Below are 22974 nucleotides of genomic sequence, written 5' to 3' on the forward strand. Positions count from 1 at the left end.
TAACCTCAACTCGCGTGAATAGAGTAGATATGGCTTTATTGAGTATGGGCAATTTACGGTCGACCATAGGTAAAAAAGGATATTCATGGCGTTATTTTCATTGTTAGTGGCGATTTTAGCAGAGCGACTTAAATTGTTGCCGCGTTCATTGCAGTTTGATTGTTTGATGGATCGCTACCATAAACAATTTTGGGATGCAGATTCTCTAGCGTCTGAGTTTGGCGTGGTGATGGCGTTGCTGTTACCTGCTTTAGTTGTGTTTGTGGTGAGCCAACTGCTGCAAGGTATGTTGTTTGATTTACTCAGCTTGGCATTTTGGGTGTTAGTGTCGATGATTTGTTTTAGCCATCAACATTTGCGCGAGGTATTTAAACAGTACGTGCAGGCTGCTTGTCGTGGCGATGTGCAAGCGTGTTATCGCTATGCTGGGCAACTTGATTGCAGCGAATGTATCGATGTGGTTGATGAGCAGGACTTAGGCCAAAAAGTGGGTCAAACCGTGGCGTGGATTAATTACCGTTATTATGGTGCGGTTGCATTGTTTTTGATTTTTTTTGGTCCTGCAGGCGCCGTGTTGTATTGCACTGTGCGTTTTTTTAGCGACTTTAAGGTTAAACAGTGCATTGATATGCCATTAGTGAATGATTTACTTGCCTTGCTTGATTGGCTGCCAAGCCGGGTGTTTAGTTTTGGTTATGTATTAAGTGGCCAATTTAATTCGGGGTTGCGGATGTGGACCGCCTATGGATTGAGGCTTAAATGTGACGCCAAAACGATAGTGACTCAAACAGCGGTGGCGGCAGAGTCTTTACCGGAGGCGGGCAATGCACCGATAAGTGTGCAGTCTACTTTAGCCTTATTGGCATTAAGCAAGCGTAACTTTATTTTACTATTAACGTTAGTGTCGGTATTAACCATTTTTGGTTTTGTGAGTTAGTTGGGAGCGAGGTTCAAAGGGCGCTTCGCTGCTAGGTTCTAGGTGCGAGTGCGGACTGCGTCCTGCTAGGACAGCTTCGCTGCTGAGATTTTATCGTTTCTAGCAGCGTAGCGCTCTAGTTTTTAGTTCCTAGATTCTAGCGCTTTCGGGTAAATGGTCTGACCCCTTTTACGCAAATATCAGTTATGCTCGTTGATTAAGCGTTTTAAACAAAGTTGAGCTGGTTTGTCTATAAGCTGATAACTAGACACAGCCTGTATGATTTGATAAAGTGCGCTATCTCAAATTAATTGGTAAGACCAATTGACAATTGCTTGTTTAGGGAGCAGAGCGCCAGATGGCTTATAGTAAGATTACCCAGCCAAAAATTTCTGATGTGATCATGGAGCAGTTAGAGCGCATGATCCTTGAAGGCAGTTTGCAGCCAGGCCAGAAACTCCCTCCCGAACGTGAACTTGCGGTGCAATTTGAAGTGTCTCGTCCTTCATTACGTGAGGCCATTCAAAAGTTAGAAGCCAAAGGCTTGCTTATGCGCCGTCAAGGCGGTGGCACCTATGTAAAAGAACAACTCTGGCAAAGTCTTGCCGATCCTATCGTTGAATTAATGCATAACGACTCTGAAAGCCAGTACGACTTGCTCGAGTTTCGTCACGCCACTGAAGGCATGATGGCGTATTTTGCTGCATTACGTGGTACCGATGCGGATATGCAAAACATTAATAACCGAATTATTGAAGTTGAGTCGGCAACCAATATAGAAGCCAAAGCGGATGCGATTGTGCGTTTTTATCGTGCGGTTGCTGAGGCATCACACAATGTTGCCATGCTTCATTTAGTATTAAGTTTAACCCCAGTGCTGCATAAAAATGTTGCACAAAATCTGGAGCTTTTAAGCAGACGCGAAGAGGCTTCAACCATGGCAAGTGATCACAGACGGGCATTATTGGCAGCGATTGTACGCCGAGACCCAGATGCTGCACGTGAAGCTTCGAACGAGCATTTAAGCTATATCGAAGAGGTCATGCTATCAGTAAGAGAAGAAGACAGTCGGTTGCAGCGTAGTTTGCGCCGCTTAAAGAGTGGTGGATAGGCCAAGCTCTTTTCGCGCCTAGCCTGACACTTTTCATTCAATTATAAAACCTACTCTACATACCCTTAACAGGCGTAGTAGATAAAACGTATAGGAAAGACTACCAATGTCTGAACATTTGCTAAAAGATATTGATCCACAAGAAACAAACGAGTGGTTGTCTGCTTTAGAATCAGTGGTACGTGAAGAAGGCGTTGAGCGCGCTCAGTACCTTCTTGAGCAAGTATTGGATAAAGCCCGTTTAGATGGCGTAGATATGCCAACGGGTGTAACCACTAACTATATCAATACCATTGCGACTAAAGACGAGCCTGCCTACCCAGGTGATACCACGCTTGAGCGTCGTATCCGCTCTATTATTCGTTGGAACGCAATTATGATTGTATTGCGTGCATCGAAAAAAGATTTAGAGCTTGGCGGCCATATGGCGTCTTACCAGTCTTCTGCGGCGTTTTACGAAACCTGTTTTAACCATTTCTTCCGCGCACCGAATGAAAAAGACGGCGGCGATTTAGTGTATTATCAAGGCCACATCTCTCCTGGTATTTATGCCCGTGCATTTGTTGAAGGTCGTTTAACGGCTGAGCAACTTGATAACTTCCGTCAAGAAGTGGATGGTAACGGTATTCCATCGTACCCACACCCTAAATTAATGCCTGAGTTTTGGCAGTTCCCAACGGTATCTATGGGCTTAGGCCCAATGTCGGCTATCTATCAAGCGCGTTTTTTAAAGTACCTTGATGGTCGTGGCTTAAAAGACACCTCTGCTCAGCGTGTTTATGCCTTTTTAGGTGACGGTGAGATGGATGAGCCTGAATCACGCGGGGCAATTTCGTTTGCATCTCGTGAAAAGCTAGACAACTTATGTTTCCTTATTAACTGTAACCTACAGCGTCTAGACGGCCCAGTAATGGGTAACGGTAAAATCATTCAAGAACTTGAAGGTTTATTCCGTGGTGCAGGTTGGAACGTAGTAAAAGTGATTTGGGGTAACAACTGGGATGCATTAATTGCTAAAGATACCTCAGGTAAGTTACTGCAACTGATGAACGAAACCGTTGACGGCGATTACCAAACCTTTAAGTCAAAAGATGGCGCTTATGTACGTGAGCACTTCTTTGGTAAGTACCCAGAAACTGCGGCATTAGTGTCTGACATGACCGATGCACAAATTTTCGCGCTTAAGCGTGGTGGTCATGAGCCATCTAAGCTCTTTGCAGCTTATAAAAACGCCCAAGAAACCAAAGGTCGTCCAACGGTTATTTTAGCTAAAACCGTTAAAGGTTACGGCATGGGTGAAGCGGCCGAAGGTAAAAACATTGCTCACCAAGTGAAGAAAATGGACATGACTCACGTACTACAATTACGTGATCGTTTGGGCCTACAAGATTTATTAACTGATGATGCAGTTGAGTCGCTCACTTATTTAACCCTTGAAGAAGGCTCAAAAGAGCACGAGTATTTACATGCTCGTCGTAAAGCGCTTCACGGTTACACACCACAGCGTTTACCTAACTTTACTGAAGCGTTGACCCTGCCAGCACTTGAAGAGTTCACACCGCTGCTTGAAGAGCAAAAGCGTGAAATTTCGTCAACCATGGCGTTTGTACGTACTTTAAATATTTTGCTTAAAGACAAAGGCATTGGCAAAAACATTGTGCCAATTATTGCCGACGAAGCGCGTACTTTTGGTATGGAAGGCTTGTTCCGCCAAATTGGTATTTATAACCCATCAGGTCAAACTTATACCCCTGAAGATCGTGGCGTAGTGTCTTACTATAAAGAGGCGACTTCAGGCCAAGTATTGCAAGAGGGTATTAACGAGTTAGGTGCTATGTCTTCTTGGGTGGCTGCGGCAACCTCATACAGCACCAACAACTTACCGATGATCCCATTCTATATTTACTACTCTATGTTTGGTTTCCAACGTGTAGGTGATATGGCGTGGATGGCAGGCGATCAGCAAGCTCGTGGCTTCTTATTAGGTGCGACCGCTGGCCGTACTACTCTTAACGGTGAAGGTTTACAGCATGAAGATGGCCACAGCCATGTTCAAGCCAGCACGATTCCTAACTGTATCTCTTATGATCCAACGTTTGCTTATGAAGTTGCGGTGATCATTCAAGACGGTATTCGTCGCATGTATGGCGATCAGGAAAACGTGTTCTACTACTTAACCCTAATGAACGAAAACTACGCTATGCCAGCTATGCCAGCGGGTAGCGAAGAAGGTATTCGTAAAGGTATTTATAAGCTTGAGTCGCACAAAGGCAGCAAAAAAGTGCAGCTAATGAGCTCGGGCACCATTATGAATGAAGTACGTAAAGCGGCGCAGATTTTGAGTGAAGAATATGATGTGGCATCAGACGTATTCTCTGTAACGTCATTTAACGAGTTAGCTCGTGATGGCCAGGATGCTGAGCGTTACAACATGCTGCACCCTGAAGCGGCTGAAAAGCAAGCTTATATTTCTACCGTTATGGGCAGCGAGCCTGCGATTGCAGCAACCGACTACATGAAGAACTATGCTGAGCAAGTACGTGCTTACATGCCATCTGTTTCTTACAAAGTATTAGGTACTGATGGTTTTGGTCGTTCAGATAGTCGTGAAAACTTACGTCGTCACTTTGAAGTCAACGCAGGTTATGTGGTTGTGGCCGCATTAGCCGAGCTTGCTAAGCGTGGCGAAATCGAGAAGTCGGTTGTGACTCAAGCGATTGCTAAGTTTGGTATCGACACTGAAAAGACAAACCCGTTATACGCATAAGAGGCTAGATAAAATGGCAATTGAAATTAATGTTCCTGATATCGGTGCGGATGAGGTTGAAGTGACTGAGATCCTTGTTAGCGTAGGCGACAAGGTGGAAGTAGAGCAGTCTCTTATCAGCGTTGAAGGCGATAAAGCGGCAATGGAAGTTCCCGCTTCTGCTGCCGGTATCGTGAAAGAAATTAAAGTGAAAGTGGGCGATAAAGTGGCCACTGATTCGTTAATTATGATTTTTGAATCAGACGCTGCGCCTGCTGCAGCGCCACAAGTCGCAGCGGCAGCACCACAAGCGGCTGCGCCAGTTGCAGCCGCAGCTCCAACGCTTAAAGACGTTAACGTGCCAGATATTGGCGGCGATGAAGTGTCTGTGACTGAAATTTTAGTTAACGTGGGCGACAGTATTACTGAAGAGCAATCGCTATTAAGCGTTGAAGGCGATAAAGCAGCGATGGAAGTCCCTGCTCCGTTTGCTGGGGTGCTTAAAGAAATTAAAGTGGCCGTTGGCGATAAAGTTTCGACTGGCTCACTTGTAATGGTATTTGAAGTCGCGGGTAGTGCACCTGCTGCGGCTCCTGCAACACAAGCCGCTCCAGCGGTAGTACCTGCTGCAACCGCAGCCGCGGTTCAGGATATCAATGTACCTGATATCGGTGGCGACGAAGTAGTTGTGACCGAAGTAATGGTAAAAGTGGGTGACACAGTTGCCGAAGAGCAGTCTTTAATTAGCGTTGAAGGCGATAAAGCGGCGATGGAAGTACCAGCACCGTTTGCAGGTACCGTTAAGTCAATTATTGTTAGCCAAGGCGATAAAGTATCAACTGGCTCATTAATTATGACCTTTGAAGTTGCGGGTAGCGCGCCAGCTGCGGCTCCTGCTCCTGTGGCTAGCGCACCGGTTGCAGCAACCTCAGCGCCTGCGCAAACGGCGTCTGCAGCAAAAGAAGATTTTGTTGAAAACAGTGCTTATGCCCATGCATCACCTGTTATTCGCCGCATGGCTCGTGAGCTTGGTGTTAACCTCGCTAACGTTAAAGGCTCTGGCCGCAAAGGTCGTGTGGTTAAAGAAGACGTGCAAAACTACGTGAAAGCGGCAGTTAAGCAAGTTGAATCTGGTGCGGTTAAATCTGCCAGCAATGGCGGCGGTGAGCTAAATTTACTTGCATGGCCAAAAGTAGACTTTAACAAGTTTGGCGAAACTGAAGTTAAGCCATTATCACGTATCCAGAAGATTTCTGGTGCTAATCTACACCGTAACTGGGTGAAAATCCCGCATGTTACTCAGTGGGATGATGCTGATATTACTGAGCTTGAAGCGTTCCGTCAGGCGCAAAATGCTGCAGAAGCGAAGAAAGATTCTGGCATGAAGATCACGCCATTAGTGTTCATCATGAAAGCGGCTGCTAAAGCATTAGAAGCCTATCCAACGTTTAACTCTTCATTGTCAGAAGATGGCGAAAGCTTAATTTTGAAGAAGTACGTTAACATTGGTATTGCGGTTGATACGCCAAATGGTCTTGTGGTGCCTGTATTTAAAGACGTTAACAAAAAAGGCATTCATGAGCTGTCGAACGAGCTTAAAGTCGTTTCGAAAAAAGCCCGCGACGGTAAGCTAACTGCATCTGACATGCAAGGGGGCTGCTTCACCATTTCAAGCTTAGGTGGTATTGGTGGTACAGCATTTACACCAATCGTCAATGCGCCAGAAGTGGCCATTCTTGGTGTGTCTAAGTCTGACTTTAAGCCTGTGTGGAATGGTAAAGAATTTACCCCACGCTTAATGCTACCATTGTCGCTATCATACGATCACCGTGTGATAGATGGTGCAGATGGTGCAAGGTTCATTACTTATTTGAACCAGTGCTTATCAGATATTCGTACCTTAGTGCTTTAATACCAATAGGCTGCTTGATTATTCAAGCAGCCTTTTTTGTTTACAGCGTGATACCAATCAATCCGTCTTTCTAGGATTGTGATTCGTGTCAAACAAAGTGTAAAATGCGGTCAGCTTACACGATCTGGCCACGAGGCGGTATCACCGTCAATAGCAAAGGATAGAGGAAAACATGAGTAACGAAATTAAAACTCAGGTAGTTGTATTAGGCGCGGGCCCTGCAGGTTATTCAGCGGCTTTTCGTGCTGCGGACCTAGGCTTAGAAACCGTCATTATTGAACGTTACAGCACCTTAGGTGGCGTATGTTTAAATGTGGGGTGTATCCCATCTAAAGCATTATTACACGTATCTAAAGTCATCGAAGAAGCAAAAACTGTGGCAGCTCACGGTGTAAGCTTTGGCGAGCCACAAATTGATTTAGATAAATTACGCAGCTATAAAGAAAAAGTTATCGGCCAACTAACCGGTGGCTTAGGTGGCATGGCTAAAATGCGTAAAGTGACAGTGGTTAACGGCTTAGGTAAATTTACCGGCCCAAATACCATTGAAGTACAAGGTGAAGATGGCGTTAAAGTCGTTAACTTTGACAACGCGATTATTGCCGCAGGTTCTCGTCCTATTAAATTGCCATTTATTCCACACGAAGACCCACGCATTTGGGATTCTACCGATGCGCTAGAGTTGAAAGAAGTGCCTTGTAAGTTATTGGTAATGGGTGGTGGTATTATTGGTCTAGAAATGGGCACAGTTTACTCATCACTAGGTAGTGAAATTGACGTGGTTGAAATGTTCGACCAAGTTATTCCTGCTGCCGACAAAGACATTGTTCAAGTTTTCACTAAGAAGATTAAAAACAAGTTTAACCTAATGCTAGAAACCAAAGTGACTGCGGTTGAAGCTAAAGACGATGGCATTTATGTATCGATGGAAGGCAAAAAAGCACCTGCTGAGCCAGTTCGTTACGATGCAGTATTAGTGGCTATTGGCCGTGCGCCAAATGGTAAGTCTTTAGATGCTGAAAAAGCGGGCGTTAATGTAGATGAGCGCGGCTTTATCAATGTTGATAAGCAATTACGTACTAACGTACCGCACATTTATGCTATTGGTGACATCGTTGGTCAACCTATGCTTGCACACAAAGGCGTGCATGAAGGCCACGTAGCTGCTGAAGTGATTGCTGGTATGAAGCACTACTTTGACCCGAAAGTGATCCCATCGATTGCCTATACTGACCCAGAAGTTGCATGGGTTGGTGTAACAGAGAAAGAAGCGAAAGAGCAAGGTTTGTCTTACGAAGTTGCTAAGTTCCCATGGGCAGCCTCTGGCCGTGCAATCGCATCTGATGCAAGCGACGGTATGACTAAGTTAATTTTCGACAAAGACACTCACCGTGTGATTGGTGGTGCTATTGTTGGTGTTAACGGTGGTGAATTATTAGGTGAAATTGGCCTAGCGATTGAAATGGGTTGCGATGCTGAAGATTTAGCATTAACTATTCATGCTCACCCAACGTTACATGAGTCAGTAGGTTTAGCCGCAGAGTTATATGAAGGTTCAATTACTGATTTACCTAACCCAAAAGCGGTTAAGAAGAAGTAATACCGGTTAGTCGCTACACATTAAAGCACTCCTTATTTGGGGTGCTTTTTTTTGATATTTTTTTTAAGCTTCAGCCTAGGCAGCTCAATAATGACCTTTGCTTTGATAGGGTATTGTTGATGCGTTAATCCTCGTGAGTAATAGTATATTGTGTACTCAAAATCATTAAGTAAGCCTGCTACTTTTTAATAAACAAACGCTACTTTTTATTTTTGCGGACAATCAAGAAAATGGAGCCATGATTACGATGTGAAATAATACCAATTCCACTAATTATCTGGTCATTCAGCGGGAATTCTGTGCCTTCTAGGCAAGTAATAGGATTGTAGGCATAGTTGCTCTCGGCAACTGCTCCTGCGTTGCTCTACCTCCTGCATCCATGCAGTCGTACGTCAAAATACTATTAAGCAGCATAGAAGGCACAGAAACCCGCCTTGCAGGAGACGCTCAGACAGTCCATTTCTTTGTTGCATTGCCTTAGAAGGGAATAACCATTATTTCAACAATGCGCCTCAAACTGAACAGTCTGAGCGACTCTGATTGGTCACATAATTAATGGAAATGGTATAAGTTATTTTCTTCGAGCTAAATTGATGATGTAGTGAGGAGGATAAATCACCATCTATCATATACTTGCTTACAATATGGTATGCCAATTATAGATTCGTTTTGTTTATTACCGATAAAATATTACGCAGATATGCATCTGACTCATTAAACGGGTGACTTTGTTAAGCTATTAATGTTAAAACATTAAATGATTGTCTTGGTTTTGCTGCATTATCCTGGCTTCAATGAGTGATGCCTGTTTTGGATGTATTTTTTAGGCAAGTTGCCTGTGGTTATCATGTTAAGGTTAAGCGAATTTTATGATTAGAGCGGTTAGCTATTGTATAAGTTGTGTGATGCTATTTATTTTGGCCGCAATGCCTGTGCGCGGGGCCGATATCATTCAACGTGTCTTTAACGCAAAAGATGGTTTGGCAAACGCAAGAATTCAAGATATCAGCTTTGATCGTTATGGTTATGTATGGCTTGCGACTCAAGAGGGATTATATCGAGTCAGTAATAGCAAGGTTAGGCGTATCGATAAAGTGGGTTTTGATTCGGTACTCGACGATGAGCTAACCACCTCTGTCATCAACTCAGGCCCAGATCACTTACTTATTGGTACTCAATCGTCATTGTATTTGTACAGTATCATTGATAATCAATTTCGCTTATTGCTTAACCCTGAAGCCAATGAAGTAAGCAACTTGAATAAGAGTATTCGAGTTGTTGCTTACCAAAGACAATTAGATAACCAATTATTGTTACTCAGTTATTCTGGTCAAGTATACTATTTTGATGATGAAACTCAGTCATTAAGTGTATCGACCAAACACCATTTAAACCGCGATTTAGCCTGGATAAATGCCTTACAACTGCATAATGGCCAGTATGTGTTTACGACTAAAAGTGAGCTGCAAATTCATCATGCTGATGGCAGCTTTTTAGGGCGTTTTCCGTGGAGTGATAAAAACGGATTAATCAAAAAAATATTTCAAGACAAGCAACATCGAGTTTGGTTGCTCACCTCAAATGGTTTGTATCAAGTTTTTCCTGATTCTTTAACATTAAAAGCCATAAATGAAATCCCTTATTTTGTTGAGCAAATGACTGAGGATCTCAATGGCGATTTGTGGATTTCAAGTCGCAGCGGTTTAATCTTTTGGCAACAGCAAAATAATCAGATTTTGGTTTATAAAGATGAGTTAAAACAAAAAGCTAATATCGACTATATTCATGATATTGCTGTGGATGCAGATGGCTTAATATGGGTCGGTGGTTCTGGCGATGGCTTGGCAGTTGTGGCCGGAAAACCGGCTTTTCTCCTGGATAAGTACTCTAGTAAATCGTCTTACAAATTGGCAAATGAAATGGTTTGGTCAATTTACATCGAAGGCGACAAAATATGGTTTGGAGCTGATGGTCGTTTATCTGTTGTAGAGGGTAAAGGAGTGTCGACAACCGTAATCCCGGCAGGGCTCAAGATAAGCGACAGCATATACACGCTTGCCTCTTTGGATGAAAACCATATTGCATTAGGGACGACAAACGGCCTGTATGTGGTTAATAAAAATACCAACATAGGGACTGATTTTGCAACCTGGAGTGGGGGTAAAGAGTCGTTAAGCGGTAAAGTTATCGTTAAGCTGTACCGTGACAAGCTCATGCCGCAGCGGTTATGGATTGGCACTAATAAAGGGCTTTATTATTGGCAAGATGGCAATAAAGATCTTGTGCTTGAGCCGTTGGTTGGCGACGACACTCAATTTACTAATACCTGGTACAGTGACTTTTTACGGGATAGCCGTGGCCGATTATGGCTCTCTGGAGGAAAAGTTTTTGGTTATGTGGACGTTGATGGGGTTTTTCATTCGCAGTTAGGCTTATTTAGTGAATTAGAAAATAAGCCAATGATTAATTCTTTATTGCAAGTTGAACCCAACGTACTGTGGCTTGGCACAACGCAACAAGGGATTATTGAGCTCAACACCCAAACTAATGCAACTAAATCACTGGATCAGCAATGGAAAATCGATTGTAAGGTCGTGTACTTTTTACAAGACACTGCCACCGAGCATATTGTTGGGTGTGCAAGTGCACTGGTTAAAATTAACAAGACAACAGGAAAGGTTAGCTCATTTAGCCATAAAGATGGGTTTATTTCGGACGAATTTAATGAGTCGGCCAAGTTTTATGCCCCTGAAAAAGGCTTTTTTATTGGTACGCCAGACGGTGCCATGTTAATTGATTTAGATAAACTAGCGCCACGTACCGTTAACGATAAAGTGATTCTTGAATCTGTCTCGGTTTTTTATGAAGACAGCACTGCAGTGTATCTTATTCCTAGCCAATTAACTCAAGTTGAACCTGGTGCGAGCCTGATTAGCTTTCAGATTGCCATGTTAGATTATTTAGACGACACCCCAATGACATTGCAATATCGATTGGCAAAAGAGGGGGCTGATGCGGGCAATTATTTATTGCTCGAGGGGCAATCTCAAATAAACATTACCGGCTTAAGTGCGGGCGAATATAGCTTAGATCTCTTATACAAGCGTAATGGTGTTTGGACCAGTGAGCCATTTCAATATTCTTTTAAGGTAAAACAATTTTGGTGGAAGTCTCAACAGTTTAAAGGCGCGTTACTGTTTGCCTTATTATTATTAGCCGTGATGCTTTTGTTATATAGACAACGCCAAGTGAGTCGTTTTAAGCAAATAAATACCGCATTAATGCAAAGTGACGAGCGTTTACAGCAGGCATTAAAGGGCAGTGATTCTGATTTATGGGAGTGGCATAACGATTCTCAGATATTGTCACTCGATAATCGCGGTGGGGTGCTTGGTTCTACCCCATTTATACGGATTGCTCTGCAAGATATTCCTGTTCATCCAGATGATAAGTTTCGCCTTGATGCGGCCTGGGCTGATTTTGCCAAAGGTAAAACAGACTCGATCAATATTGAATATCGCTACCAAAATTCACATGACAACAAATGGCACTGGTTACGCATAAAGGGAAGGGCGATTGAGGTTGCTTCTAATGGCAAACAATTGCTCCATGCGGCGGGTATGTACACAGACATCACCCAGCAAAGAATGCTTGAAAGTGAGGCAAATTTACTTGCTCAAGCATTTGAAAACACCTCAGAAGGTATGCTGATTTTAGATGCCAATAAAGACATCAAAATTAGCAATGCCGCTGCAAGTTTAATTTTAGCCGCACATCAGCGTGATTTAGTGGGTAAACCATTTATTGACTTAGTGGCAACAACGGTAGAACCCTTTGATTTAGAAGACGTGTTTGATAAAGAGCGTTTTTGGACGGGTGAAAGTGAGTTTTACTGTATTGACGGCAGCCTCTGCCCGGTATGGATGAACGTATCGACCATGGCTAATAGTAGTGCCGAATCATTGCATTATGTTGTGGTGTTTTCTGATATTACTGAGCGTAAGCATAATGAGCAGCACTTACGTAGATTGGCAAATAATGACATGCTTACTGGTTTGGCTAATCGGTCAATGTTTTCTAGGCGATTAGGGCAAATTATTGAAACGGCAAAACAAAATAACGAAACATTGGCGTTATTATTTTTAGATCTTGACCGCTTTAAACATGTAAATGATTCCTATGGGCACAGCATGGGCGATGCATTACTGGTTGAGGCCGCCAATCGGCTGCAAGCTTGCTTATCTGAAGAGCATTTGCTGTGTCGTTTTGGCGGAGATGAATTTGTTATTTTATTACGCGACGCCAAAGATATCGATACGATTAACCACACCGCCCAACAGTTATTACAGCAAATAGAGATGCCTTTTAAACTTTATGGTAGAGAGTTTTTTATCTCAACCAGTATAGGCATTAGTATTTGGTCTGGTGATGAACAAACACCAGAAACGCTGATCAAAAATGCTGACTTGGCAATGTACCATGCAAAAGAAGAAGGTCGGGGGAATTTTCAATATTATTCAGCCGAGCGTAACGCCGAGGCTCTTTATCATTTACGTTTAGAAGCCGATCTGCACAAAGCCATTGCGTGTAATGAATTTGAACTGCACTACCAACCTCAGGTAAATGTTAGTACAAATCGACTCTCGGGCGTTGAGGCGCTTATTCGTTGGCGCCACCCTGTTGATGGCCTAGTGCGCCCTGACGTGTTTATTGGTATTGCAGAGTCATGCGGATTAATTGTCGAAATAGATCGTTGGGTACTCACCCAAGCCTGCATTGATGGGGCTAAGTGGTGTCGCGAAGTTCAACATGATCTCCTTGTGTCGGTTAACGTTTCAGCTATGCACTTTAGGCAACCAGACTTTATCGATTTTTTAACTGCAACGCTTCAAAAAACCGGTATGCCAGCCAAATGCCTGTCAGTTGAGATCACTGAAGGGGTGTTAATGAAAGAGATAGAAATTGCCACTCAACATTTATTAGCGCTTAAGCAACTTGGGGTAGATGTTGCCATTGATGACTTTGGTACGGGATATTCGTCGTTGGCATATTTGCGCTCGTTTAAAGTGAATACGCTTAAAATTGACAGGTCGTTTTTGATCCACATTGACCAAAATCAGGCCGATCAGGCAATTGTGAGTAGTATTATTGAATTAGCCCGAAATTTATCATTAGAGGTGATTGCGGAAGGGGTTGAAACGCCTGAGCAACTTGCGCAGCTGGTTCAGCGTGGCTGTCATATTATTCAAGGGTATTATTTCGCTAAACCTATGCCCAAAGTTGAACTTGAACAACATATGAAACAATACCAATAAATAAGCGCGGCGAATGGATTGTCGCCGAGCAATTTAAACAGCTTAAGCTTAGCCAAAGACTCGCCCAACAAAGCTAAATTGGTTTTTTAGCCGGACCCTTTATTTATCGATGATGTGTGCTCGGTGAACGGCCTTTTATGTAAAATCACTTAACCGGTAGGAATGATCACATTTTTGTGCTGCTTGGCATCATAGGCAAAACTGAGCTGACGATGATAGTAATAGGTTATACTTTGTTAGAATGCGTTGTTTTTACTTTATTGCGGGATATTTTATGCAAGCCATTTTGCGTCTTAATCAGCTAGGTTGTTTCTTGCTGAGCTTTATCTGTTTTAGTGTGGTGATCCAGCCCGCAATTGCAGCACCCAAAACAGTGAAAGAAAGACCGACTATTGGTCTTGTTCTCAGTGGTGGTGGCGCCAAAGGCACTGCGCACATTGGTGTGCTAAAAGTGCTTGAAAAACACAATATCCCTGTCGATTATATTGCCGGAACCAGTATTGGAGCCTACGTAGCAGGCATGTCTGCGCTGGGTTACAGTGCTGATCAAATTGAAAAAATCATGCTCAATGGTCAATGGGCTAAAGGGTATTCTGACACCATCCCCCGCGAGAGCTTAAGTTACCGTGATAAACAACAACGTGATCAATTCAATATTCCGCTAACTGTTGGCTATAACAACAATAGTTTAACCTCACCCAGTGGTTTGTTACGTGGGCAAACCATGTCGTTACTGCTTAGGCACTCAACCGATTTGGTTGAGCAGTTTGGCGACTTTGACGATTTAGCGATTCCATATCGAGCAGTTGCAACCGACCTTGCAACAAGTGAGGCTGTGGTGTTGTCTAGTGGTAGTGTTGTACAAGCTATGCAGGCCTCTGCAACCGTACCTGGTGCATTACAACCAGCCATCATTGACGGCCGTTTATTGGTAGATGGTGGCATAGCAAATAATATGCCTGTAGACGTGGTAAAAGCCATGGGCGCAGACATTGTTATTGCCGTGGATATAGGCTCACCGCTCGTTGGCCAAGACAGGCTAGACAGCACAGTGGCTGTGCTTGAGCAGCTTTCAACTATGTTGACTCAAGCTAGTACAGCAAGACAAAAAACCTTACTGACAGAAAGAGATATTTTAATTCGCCCTGCCATTGACGTATTAAGCACCACTGACTTTTCGATAATGCCGTTGGCGTTAAAGTTAGGGGAAGATGCAGCTAATATTCAATTAGAAAAACTTAAAAAATTGAGCATAAAAGAGCCTGCCTATTTAGCTTATCAAGCCGATAAAAAGCAGCAAAGTTTGCGCTGGATCGACCCACTTAAAAAGCCGATTTATAAAATTGCCTTTAATAACCAATCTAAAGTCAGTGAAAAGTTACTGCGTGAACGATTAGGCATTAACAAAGGTGATGTGCTAACTAAAGAAGAGTTAGCCGCTGCGTTAAAGCGGGTTTATGCATTAAACAAATTTGAGCGAGTCGATGCTGAGTTTGAAGATGTAGAGCAAGGCCGCATTATTACTGTTACTACTCGGGCTAAATCGTGGGGACCTAATTATTTTCAAGCGGGTTTTAACTGGGAAGATGACTTTAGTTTAGATTCTGCCATCACACTAAGTTTGGCATACACCATGACAGATTTAACCCAAATGGGGGGAGAGTGGCGTAATGAAGTTGAATTAGGGTACCGTAAATTAGTCGCGTCGGAGTTTTATCAACCGCTTGATCGCGACCAAACTTTTTACAGTTTAGCCCGAGTGCAATATCAAATGCGCAGTTGGGATTTACTCGACCAAGACAGTAGTTATTTATTGCTGGAAAATAACGCCGCCCAACTAGAGCTTGGTATTGGTTACAATTATGATTCTGACGGTTTAATAGAATTAGGCTTTATTGGTGAAGATGGCCAAGTGAAAAGTGAGGTCGACTCACAAGACTCAATTAATTACCATTCTACCGGCGCCTATTTAAAGCTGACCTATGACACCCTAAACAGCATTAGTTTTCCTACAGAAGGTAATCGCTTTACGTTTACCAGCTACTTAAGGGATGAATCTTATAGCGGCGTGACCAGTTCAGACAACCCATTTGGTGACGATTTAGCCTGGCAGTTTGAAGCCGACTGGAAAGGTGCGCTGCAGTTAGGAAATCACGCAATTGTGGGTAAAGTGGAACTGGCAACCACTCAAAATGACGGTAGCTTTACCTTACACGTAGCTGAATTAGGCGGTTTTTTGAATCTATCTGGCTACCGTAAAGATACGCTTGTAGGTGCGCATAAAATATTCAGTGCAGTGATTTACCAATACGATTTAGGCCGTGATGTACTCATTACCGATTTACCTTTGTATTTGGGGGTGAGTTTAGAGGGCGGCAATGTGTGGTTTGAGCGCAGTGAGATGGAGCTCGATGACTTAATTTACGCCAGTAGTTTATATTTGGGTACCGATACAGATTGGGGGCCAGCAGCATTGGGGCTAGGGGTAACAGACCGTGGCGATAAGGCATTTTATCTGTTTTTAGGTAAAAACTTTTAAAAATGTATGCAGTGCAACAAAATGGCAGCCTCGGCTGCCATTTTTGTTTAATTAAGCTTCACACTCAGCGCGAGAGGCTAAGTCAGCATAAAAATGATCACTGATTTATCCTGATTGGTACAAATTGTCGACTTTACGCGCTGACCGTTTGCAGTAAAGCGGGCAGTTGGCTTGCATCGGCAAGTTGGTGATGGGCTATTACCCACTTGGCTTGGTTGGCGGTATGCGGTGCAGGAATTGCAACGGTTTGCATCGTGGCAGCTCGGGCAGCAATTAAACCATTAAATGAGTCTTCAATTGCAATACATTGGCTTGGTGCAACGCCCAATGCTTTGGCGCAGTTTAAATACACCTCTGGATGCGGCTTGCCGTAAGCCAAATTCTCTGCCGACTCTAGCGCCTCAAAATAATGGCCAATATTGAGTTTGGAAAGCACAGCGTTAATTATCTTTGATGATGACGATGTCGCCAGACCAATTTTAAGGCCAAGTTGTTTGCAAGCTTCGAGTGAGTCAATCACCCCTAGCATTGGCTCACCCGTCGCGTTAATTTGTGCAATGACTTCATTAACGATTTTATTTGCGGTTGCACTGTTGTCATAATCCGGCCAAGGAAAACGCTGATACCAATAACTGACGACATGATCTATGCGCAGTCCAGTGGTTTGTTCTACTTCTTCAAGTGTCAGGTTGAGGCCAAAACTGTTTAATACGGTTTGTTCGGCTAACTGCCATGCGGGCTCAGAATCAATTAAAATTCCGTCCATATCGAAAATAACCGCTTCTATTTGGGTTGACACTGCTTTGACTCCTGAAAGGTATTTTATTTGCCGTAAATTATCACGTTGTTAGTGGTTAGGTGCAATTAAAATGGATTTTTTAAAAAAAAATTCATCATCAAAGCGGATATTTTTCGGTGCAGACTTTAATTGATGGGTGCCTGGTAAGTAAATGTATTTAAAAGGTTTTTGGGCTGTTTCAAACTATTGTCTAATTTTAATTAATAACGTAAGCCATTAAATTGATTATTAGCTTGATAAATCGAGTTGATTTCATGCCTCTAACAGTGTGAGCTGATTCATACTTTTATAAAGCTGTAGTATACTGAATGTCGGATTTCAAGCCCGAACCTGTGGAATTATCAGCACCTTGAAAAGCGTGCTGAGTTTCGCCGTTAGGCGTCAAACAAAGAGGAATGTTGCCGTGCTAGAAGCATATCGTAAACACGTCGAAGAGCGTGCTGCAGTGGGTATTGTCCCAAAGCCATTAGATGCACAACAAGTGGCTGAATTAGTAAAATTAGTTGAGACTCCACCGGCTGGTGAAGAAGCTGTGATCCTCGACTTATTAGAAAACCGTATTCCACCTGGTGTTGATGAAGCTGCCTACGTAAAAGCAGCATTCTTAGATGCAGTCGCCAAAGGCACTGTAAAATCACCGATATTATCAGCTGATCGTGCCGTTGAGCTGTTAGGCACTATGCAAGGTGGTTATAACATTGAGCCGTTAATCGCTCAGTTAGATAACCAAGCCTTAGCACCATTGGCTGTTAAAGCATTATCAAACACATTATTGATGTTTGATTCGTACCACGACGTGGTTGAAAAAATGCAAGCAGGTAACACTGCTGCAAAACAAGTCGTTGAGTCTTGGGCAAACGCAGATTGGTTCTTAAACCGTCCTAAACTTGCCGACAAAGTGACCTTGACTGTATTTAAAGTGTCGGGTGAAACCAACACTGATGACCTGTCTCCTGCACCTGATGCATGGTCACGTCCTGATATCCCGTTGCACGCACTTGCGATGCTGAAAAACGCCCGTGACGGTATTGTGCCTGACGTGTCTGGCGAAGTGGGCCCGATTAAAGAAATCGAAGCATTAAAAACCAAAGGCCACCCGCTTGTTTATGTTGGTGACGTAGTTGGTACGGGTTCATCACGTAAATCAGCAACTAACTCAGTATTGTGGTTCATGGGTGATGATATCCCATTTGTGCCAAACAAACGTGCTGGTGGTTTCTGTTTAGGCGGTAAAATTGCCCCGATTTTCTTCAATACTATGGAAGATGCTGGTGCATTACCGATTGAGCTTGACGTAAGCAATATGGAAATGGGCGATGTAATCGACATTTACCCATACGAAGGCGTTGTTAAGCGTGGCGGTACTGACGAAGTTATCTCTACATTTGAACTAAAAACTGACGTACTACTTGATGAAGTTCGTGCTGGTGGTCGTATTCCATTGATCATCGGTCGTGGTTTAACTGATCGCGCACGTGAAACATTAGGTTTACCAGCATCTGACGTTTTTGTACGTCCACAAGCTGTTGCTGCGTCAAACAAGGGCTTTACCCTTGCTCAAAAAATGGTTGGTAAAGCGTGTGGCGTAACGGGTATTCGTCCTGGCCAATACTGTGAACCTAAAATGACTTCAGTGGGTTCGCAAGACACGACCGGCCCAATGACTCGTGATGAGTTAAAAGACTTAGCCTGTTTAGGGTTTAGTGCTGATTTAACTATGCAGTCATTCTGTCACACTGCCGCATATCCAAAACCAGTTGACGTGAATACTCACCATACATTACCAGACTTCATCATGAACCGTGGTGGTGTATCATTACGCCCAGGTGATGGTGTTATTCACTCTTGGTTAAACCGTATGCTATTGCCTGATACCGTTGGTACTGGTGGTGACTCTCATACGCGTTTCCCAATTGGTATTTCTTTCCCAGCAGGTTCTGGTTTAGTGGCATTTGCTGCTGCAACAGGTGTAATGCCTCTTGATATGCCAGAGTCAATTTTAGTTCGTTTTAAAGGTGAAATGCAGCCAGGTATCACATTACGTGATCTTGTACATGCTATTCCATTAAAAGCGATTGAAATGGGTCTGCTAACGGTTGAGAAAAAAGGCAAAATCAATGCTTTCTCTGGCCGTGTATTAGAAATTGAAGGTCTTGAAAAACTAAAAGTTGAACAAGCATTCGAACTTTCTGACGCATCTGCAGAGCGTAGCGCGGCAGGCTGTACTATTAAGTTAGACAAAGAGCCAATCATTGAATACTTAAACTCTAACATCGTAATGTTAAAGTGGATGATCAGTGAAGGCTACGGCGATCGTCGTACTATTGAGCGTCGTATTAAAGCAATGGAAGAGTGGATTGCAAACCCAGAGTTGATGGAAGCTGATAAAGATGCAGAATATGCAGAAATTATCGAAATCGACTTAAACGACATTAAAGAGCCAATCCTTTGTGCACCAAACGATCCTGATGATGCTGTACTGTTATCAAGCGTTGCGCAAACTAAGATTGACGAAGTGTTTGTGGGTTCTTGTATGACAAACATCGGTCACTTCCGTGCTACCGGTAAGATGTTAGACAAGTTTGCTAAAACACTGCCAACACGTTTATGGATTGCACCACCAACTAAGATGGACCGCGATCAGTTAACCGAAGAAGGTTACTACTCAATCTTTGGCCGTGTCGGTGCTCGCATCGAGATCCCAGGTTGTTCGCTATGTATGGGTAACCAGGCTCGTGTTGCTGAAAACTCGACTGTTGTTTCAACATCAACGCGTAACTTCCCTAACCGTTTAGGTACTGGTGCAAACGTATACTTAGCGTCTGCTGAGTTAGCGGCTGTAGCGGCATTATTAGGCCGTTTACCGTCTCCAGAAGAGTATCAAGAATACGCTAAAGAGTTAGATGCTACAGCAGCTGACACTTACCGTTACTTGAACTTCGATCAAATCGACTCTTACACTAAGAAAGCCGACAGCGTGATTTTCCAATCAGCGGTTTAAGTTTGTATTAGTTAATTGTTGAACCCAAAATGCCAGCAGAAATGCTGGCATTTTTGTTTGGTTAAATTTTATATTGGTAACGCATTTTTTGACAAAGGCTTGTTAGCTACTGTCTCATCGTTCTAACTCTAACTCTAACTCTAACTCTAACTCTAACTCTAACTCTAACGTCCTAGCGTCGTCCCGGTAATGCTTTTGAGCCGGGATCGAGGTGTTTGTGCTTTGAACTTTTGTGCAGAATTTGCTGTGGGTGGCTCTGTTTTACCATTTCTGGATAGGAAGGTTTTATACCATTTAACTCAAAAAAACTAAGCTGCTAAGTAGCGATACTTAATGAAATCACTTCTATGACACGCGGTGAACCCATCCATGGGCGCTCTGCGAAAACATCCATGTTTTCGAAGGTCATAGCCGCGATTACATCCGCCGTATGGGTATCTTCGATTTAACCTTATTTGTTATTTAAAGATTTAACGTATTTCTGGATAAAGCCTGATAACTACAGTCTCATCGTCCTAACTCTGACGTCCTAGCGTCGTCCCGGTAATGCTTTTGAGCCGGGACCCAGGTGTTATTTGTGCTTTGAACTTTTGTGCAGGATTTGCTGTGAGTGACTCTGTTTTACTGCTTTATTGTCACACTAGGCAACGATACTCAATGAAATCACTTCTATGACACGCGGTGAATCCATCCATGGACGCTCTGCGAAAACATCCATGTTTTCGAAGGTCATAGCCGCGATTACATCCGCCGTTTGGGTATCTTCGACTTAACCTTGTTTGTAGTTGAACGATTTAACGCAACGCTTGATAACTACATTCTCGTCGTCCCGGCAATGCTTTTGAGCCGGGATCCAGGTGTTTGCTTGTACTTTTATACTTATGGCCGCAGGCCATACCCAAACAAACTTTGCCGCAAAAATGTGTTGGTATATTGACGTTAAAATGGAGAAATCAACTCTGGACTTAAAGTTGATTTAGCAATATTGGCCATGGCTAAAAAGCAAAGGCTCAGTAAAACCTTTGCAGATAAGAATAATTTCGCTGCTTCTCGATAGAGTAGGTTGTGGCATGTTATCGTTGAACATGAACTAAACAGTAAGTCACTTATTAAAGTGATGTCCGAGCAGTATTTTACTGACATTCCCTTTTGCTTTGTATGACGCAATCAGTATGTATATAAAGCCGAACATGCCGCCCATGATAATGCTCAAAAATCCATATATTGCGCCTTTCAGTTTTGATTCTTCACGCCAAAACACCCATGAACATAAAATCAACAAATGAATTAAAAAGTCGGTATTAAACTGCTGACGCCAAGGGTGACCAACAAATAAATCACCAAAATAGATGGCGGGCCAATTCATTCCAGCTTTTACGACGGCATAAGCCGTTATGCTCATAATAAGTACCCATGATAATAATAATGCAGCCCTAAAATACGTCATCGCTTTTACTCTTTAGTGTGTGTTGTCACTATAATGATACCGTGAGGTAATAAAATCCATTACCTCTGTGGTAATGGTTCTCGCGACAAATCGAGTTAATATGATTGGATACAAGATGAATAAGGATCAGTATGAATACGTTTGGTGAGCAGTTACGTTTTTGGCGTAAGGGTCGTCATTTGAGTCAACTGGATTTAGCTCTTGAGGCGAATGTGAGCAGCAAACATATTAGCTTTATTGAAACGGGCCGTGCTAAACCAAGCAAAGAAATGGTGCTTAACTTGTGTGAAGTGTTGAATTTGCCCTTTAGAAACCGTAATGAATTAATGACATTAGCAGGCTTTGCTGAACACTATGTACGCACTCCATTAAGCGATACTGAAAGGGTGGAGGTTGCGCGCATTCTTGAGTTTATTGTTGCTAGGCATGAACCATTTCCTGCGATAGTGGTGGATTGGAACTGGAATGTGGTTATTCGCAATAAAGGCTTTGAAAAATTAATCGGCTTAATCACGGCAGAGCACAAGCAATTTATTTTGCACGACAATATTGCTCATTGGTTAATGCACCCTAATGGTCTGCGTCTTGTGATGAGTAATTGGCAGGAAGTGGCTAGCACGACGCTACAACGCCTGAGTATCGAGGATCAGCACGCCCCAAAACGCCATGACGAATTGATTCAGTCCTTATCTCAATATCCTGACGTGGCTAACTTATTGGAAGATAAAACGCATATTGTGTCTACTGAGCCTTTTATTTATGTCGATTTTGTTATTAATGGCACAGCGCTGCGCTTTTTAACCACATTAACCTCATTCGGCACACCGTTAGACATCACAGCATCTGAATTGTTAATGGAGCATTACTATCCCGCTAATGCCCAAACCGAACTATTTTTAGACAATTTATAAGTAGTGATTTTAGTAAATCAACTGAATAAATGTGTCTACAGTATTCATGACTACCTTAATCTGTAGTGGGTGAGGCGTCACGATTTTATTCGCCGTAATCATTAGCGCAAAGCGTTAACGCGACTACTGCTACGAATACTTTATATTCATATTAATCAGTGGCTCGCGCGAACCTTTTTCTGCCCGCAATCTGGCTAAATATTGCTGCCATAGCTCGGCTTGATTACTGCATAAATTGTATAGCACTTGCCAAGAATACAAACCGGTATCGTGGCCATCATCAAACACAATTTTAACCGCATAATGGCCTACAGGCTCAATCGCGGTGATGTTTACGGCTTTTTTGTGAGTCACTAATATAGGGTCGCCATGACGCTGTACCTCAGCCGATGGGGAGAATACTCGCAGCATTTCACAGCTAATGCTGTGGGTTTGTCCGTTATCGAATGTGACTTCAAGTAACTTGGATTGACGCTTAAGCTTAATGCCTGTAACGGTTGGCGTTGATTGAGTCATGAGAATACCTGTGAAAAAAAGGATTAACGCTAAATCGCAGATTATCATCATACGCGACTTTGCAGTTAATCCTATTGTTGTCATTTGCATTCGTGATGTCGGTTTAAATCGATTTTCACACTCGCCTTTAGGCCGTATACCAGTAAAGGCGATTTAGCTTA

Annotated in this window: 12 protein-coding genes; 9 read left to right on the forward strand and 3 right to left on the reverse strand. The window is 43.0% G+C overall.

The genetic code is table 11. From position 1 onward, the window contains the following. Positions 1-85 precede the first annotated feature (85 nt). The 7 genes from ampE to K8B83_RS04120 all read left to right on the forward strand — a co-directional run bounded on the left by ampE (position 86) and on the right by K8B83_RS04120 (position 16139). Positions 86-937 carry a beta-lactamase regulator AmpE gene (gene ampE / locus K8B83_RS04090; protein WP_223419206.1) on the forward strand — a complete coding sequence of 284 codons (852 nt, stop codon included), beginning with the start codon at positions 86-88 and terminating at the stop codon, positions 935-937. A 337-nt stretch (positions 938-1274) separates the two neighbouring features. After that, complete coding sequence (pdhR, locus tag K8B83_RS04095) at positions 1275-2027, forward strand: pyruvate dehydrogenase complex transcriptional repressor PdhR (RefSeq protein ID WP_188739661.1); 753 nt, start codon at positions 1275-1277, stop codon at positions 2025-2027. A gap of 106 nt (positions 2028-2133) precedes the next feature. Then, positions 2134-4794 carry a pyruvate dehydrogenase (acetyl-transferring), homodimeric type gene (aceE, locus tag K8B83_RS04100; RefSeq protein WP_188739660.1) on the forward strand — a complete coding sequence of 887 codons (2661 nt, stop codon included), beginning with the start codon at positions 2134-2136 and terminating at the stop codon, positions 4792-4794. A 13-nt stretch (positions 4795-4807) separates the two neighbouring features. After that, positions 4808-6685: a pyruvate dehydrogenase complex dihydrolipoyllysine-residue acetyltransferase gene (gene aceF, locus K8B83_RS04105; RefSeq protein WP_188739659.1), complete on the forward strand. Its 1878-nt coding sequence runs from the start codon at positions 4808-4810 to the stop codon at positions 6683-6685. Between the two features lie 172 nt (positions 6686-6857). Beyond that, entirely contained in the window at positions 6858-8285 is a 1428-nt protein-coding gene (lpdA, locus tag K8B83_RS04110) for a dihydrolipoyl dehydrogenase (RefSeq protein WP_188739658.1), read from the forward strand. Positions 8286-9190: 905 nt separating this feature from the next. Beyond that, the gene (locus K8B83_RS04115; protein ID WP_223419208.1) at positions 9191-13600 is read left to right on the forward strand and encodes an EAL domain-containing protein; all 4410 of its coding nucleotides are present in this window, start codon (positions 9191-9193) and stop codon (positions 13598-13600) included. A 274-nt stretch (positions 13601-13874) separates the two neighbouring features. Beyond that, positions 13875-16139, forward strand: a complete 2265-nt coding sequence (locus K8B83_RS04120; RefSeq protein ID WP_188739656.1) for a patatin-like phospholipase family protein — start codon at positions 13875-13877, stop codon at positions 16137-16139. Between the two features lie 133 nt (positions 16140-16272). On the opposite strand, the gene hxpB is transcribed toward K8B83_RS04120, so the two are convergent. After that, positions 16273-16938 (reverse strand): hexitol phosphatase HxpB, encoded by a 666-nt coding sequence (hxpB, locus tag K8B83_RS04125; RefSeq protein WP_188739655.1) that lies wholly within the window; start codon positions 16936-16938, stop codon positions 16273-16275. A gap of 403 nt (positions 16939-17341) precedes the next feature. On the opposite strand from hxpB, the gene acnB reads away from it, so the two are divergent. Beyond that, positions 17342-19939 carry a bifunctional aconitate hydratase 2/2-methylisocitrate dehydratase gene (gene acnB / locus K8B83_RS04130; protein WP_188739654.1) on the forward strand — a complete coding sequence of 866 codons (2598 nt, stop codon included), beginning with the start codon at positions 17342-17344 and terminating at the stop codon, positions 19937-19939. Positions 19940-21041: 1102 nt separating this feature from the next. Here acnB and K8B83_RS04135 read toward each other — a convergent pair. Continuing rightward, positions 21042-21386, reverse strand: coding sequence for a hypothetical protein (locus K8B83_RS04135; protein ID WP_188739653.1), 345 nt, complete (start codon positions 21384-21386; stop codon positions 21042-21044). A 131-nt stretch (positions 21387-21517) separates the two neighbouring features. On the opposite strand from K8B83_RS04135, the gene K8B83_RS04140 reads away from it, so the two are divergent. After that, the gene (locus K8B83_RS04140; protein WP_188739652.1) at positions 21518-22297 is read left to right on the forward strand and encodes a helix-turn-helix domain-containing protein; all 780 of its coding nucleotides are present in this window, start codon (positions 21518-21520) and stop codon (positions 22295-22297) included. A 129-nt stretch (positions 22298-22426) separates the two neighbouring features. On the opposite strand, the gene K8B83_RS04145 is transcribed toward K8B83_RS04140, so the two are convergent. Next, positions 22427-22813: a gamma-butyrobetaine hydroxylase-like domain-containing protein gene (locus K8B83_RS04145; protein ID WP_188739651.1), complete on the reverse strand. Its 387-nt coding sequence runs from the start codon at positions 22811-22813 to the stop codon at positions 22427-22429. Positions 22814-22974 lie beyond the last annotated feature (161 nt).

The organism is Shewanella inventionis (assembly GCF_019931735.1).
Classification (GTDB): domain Bacteria; phylum Pseudomonadota; class Gammaproteobacteria; order Enterobacterales; family Shewanellaceae; genus Shewanella; species Shewanella inventionis.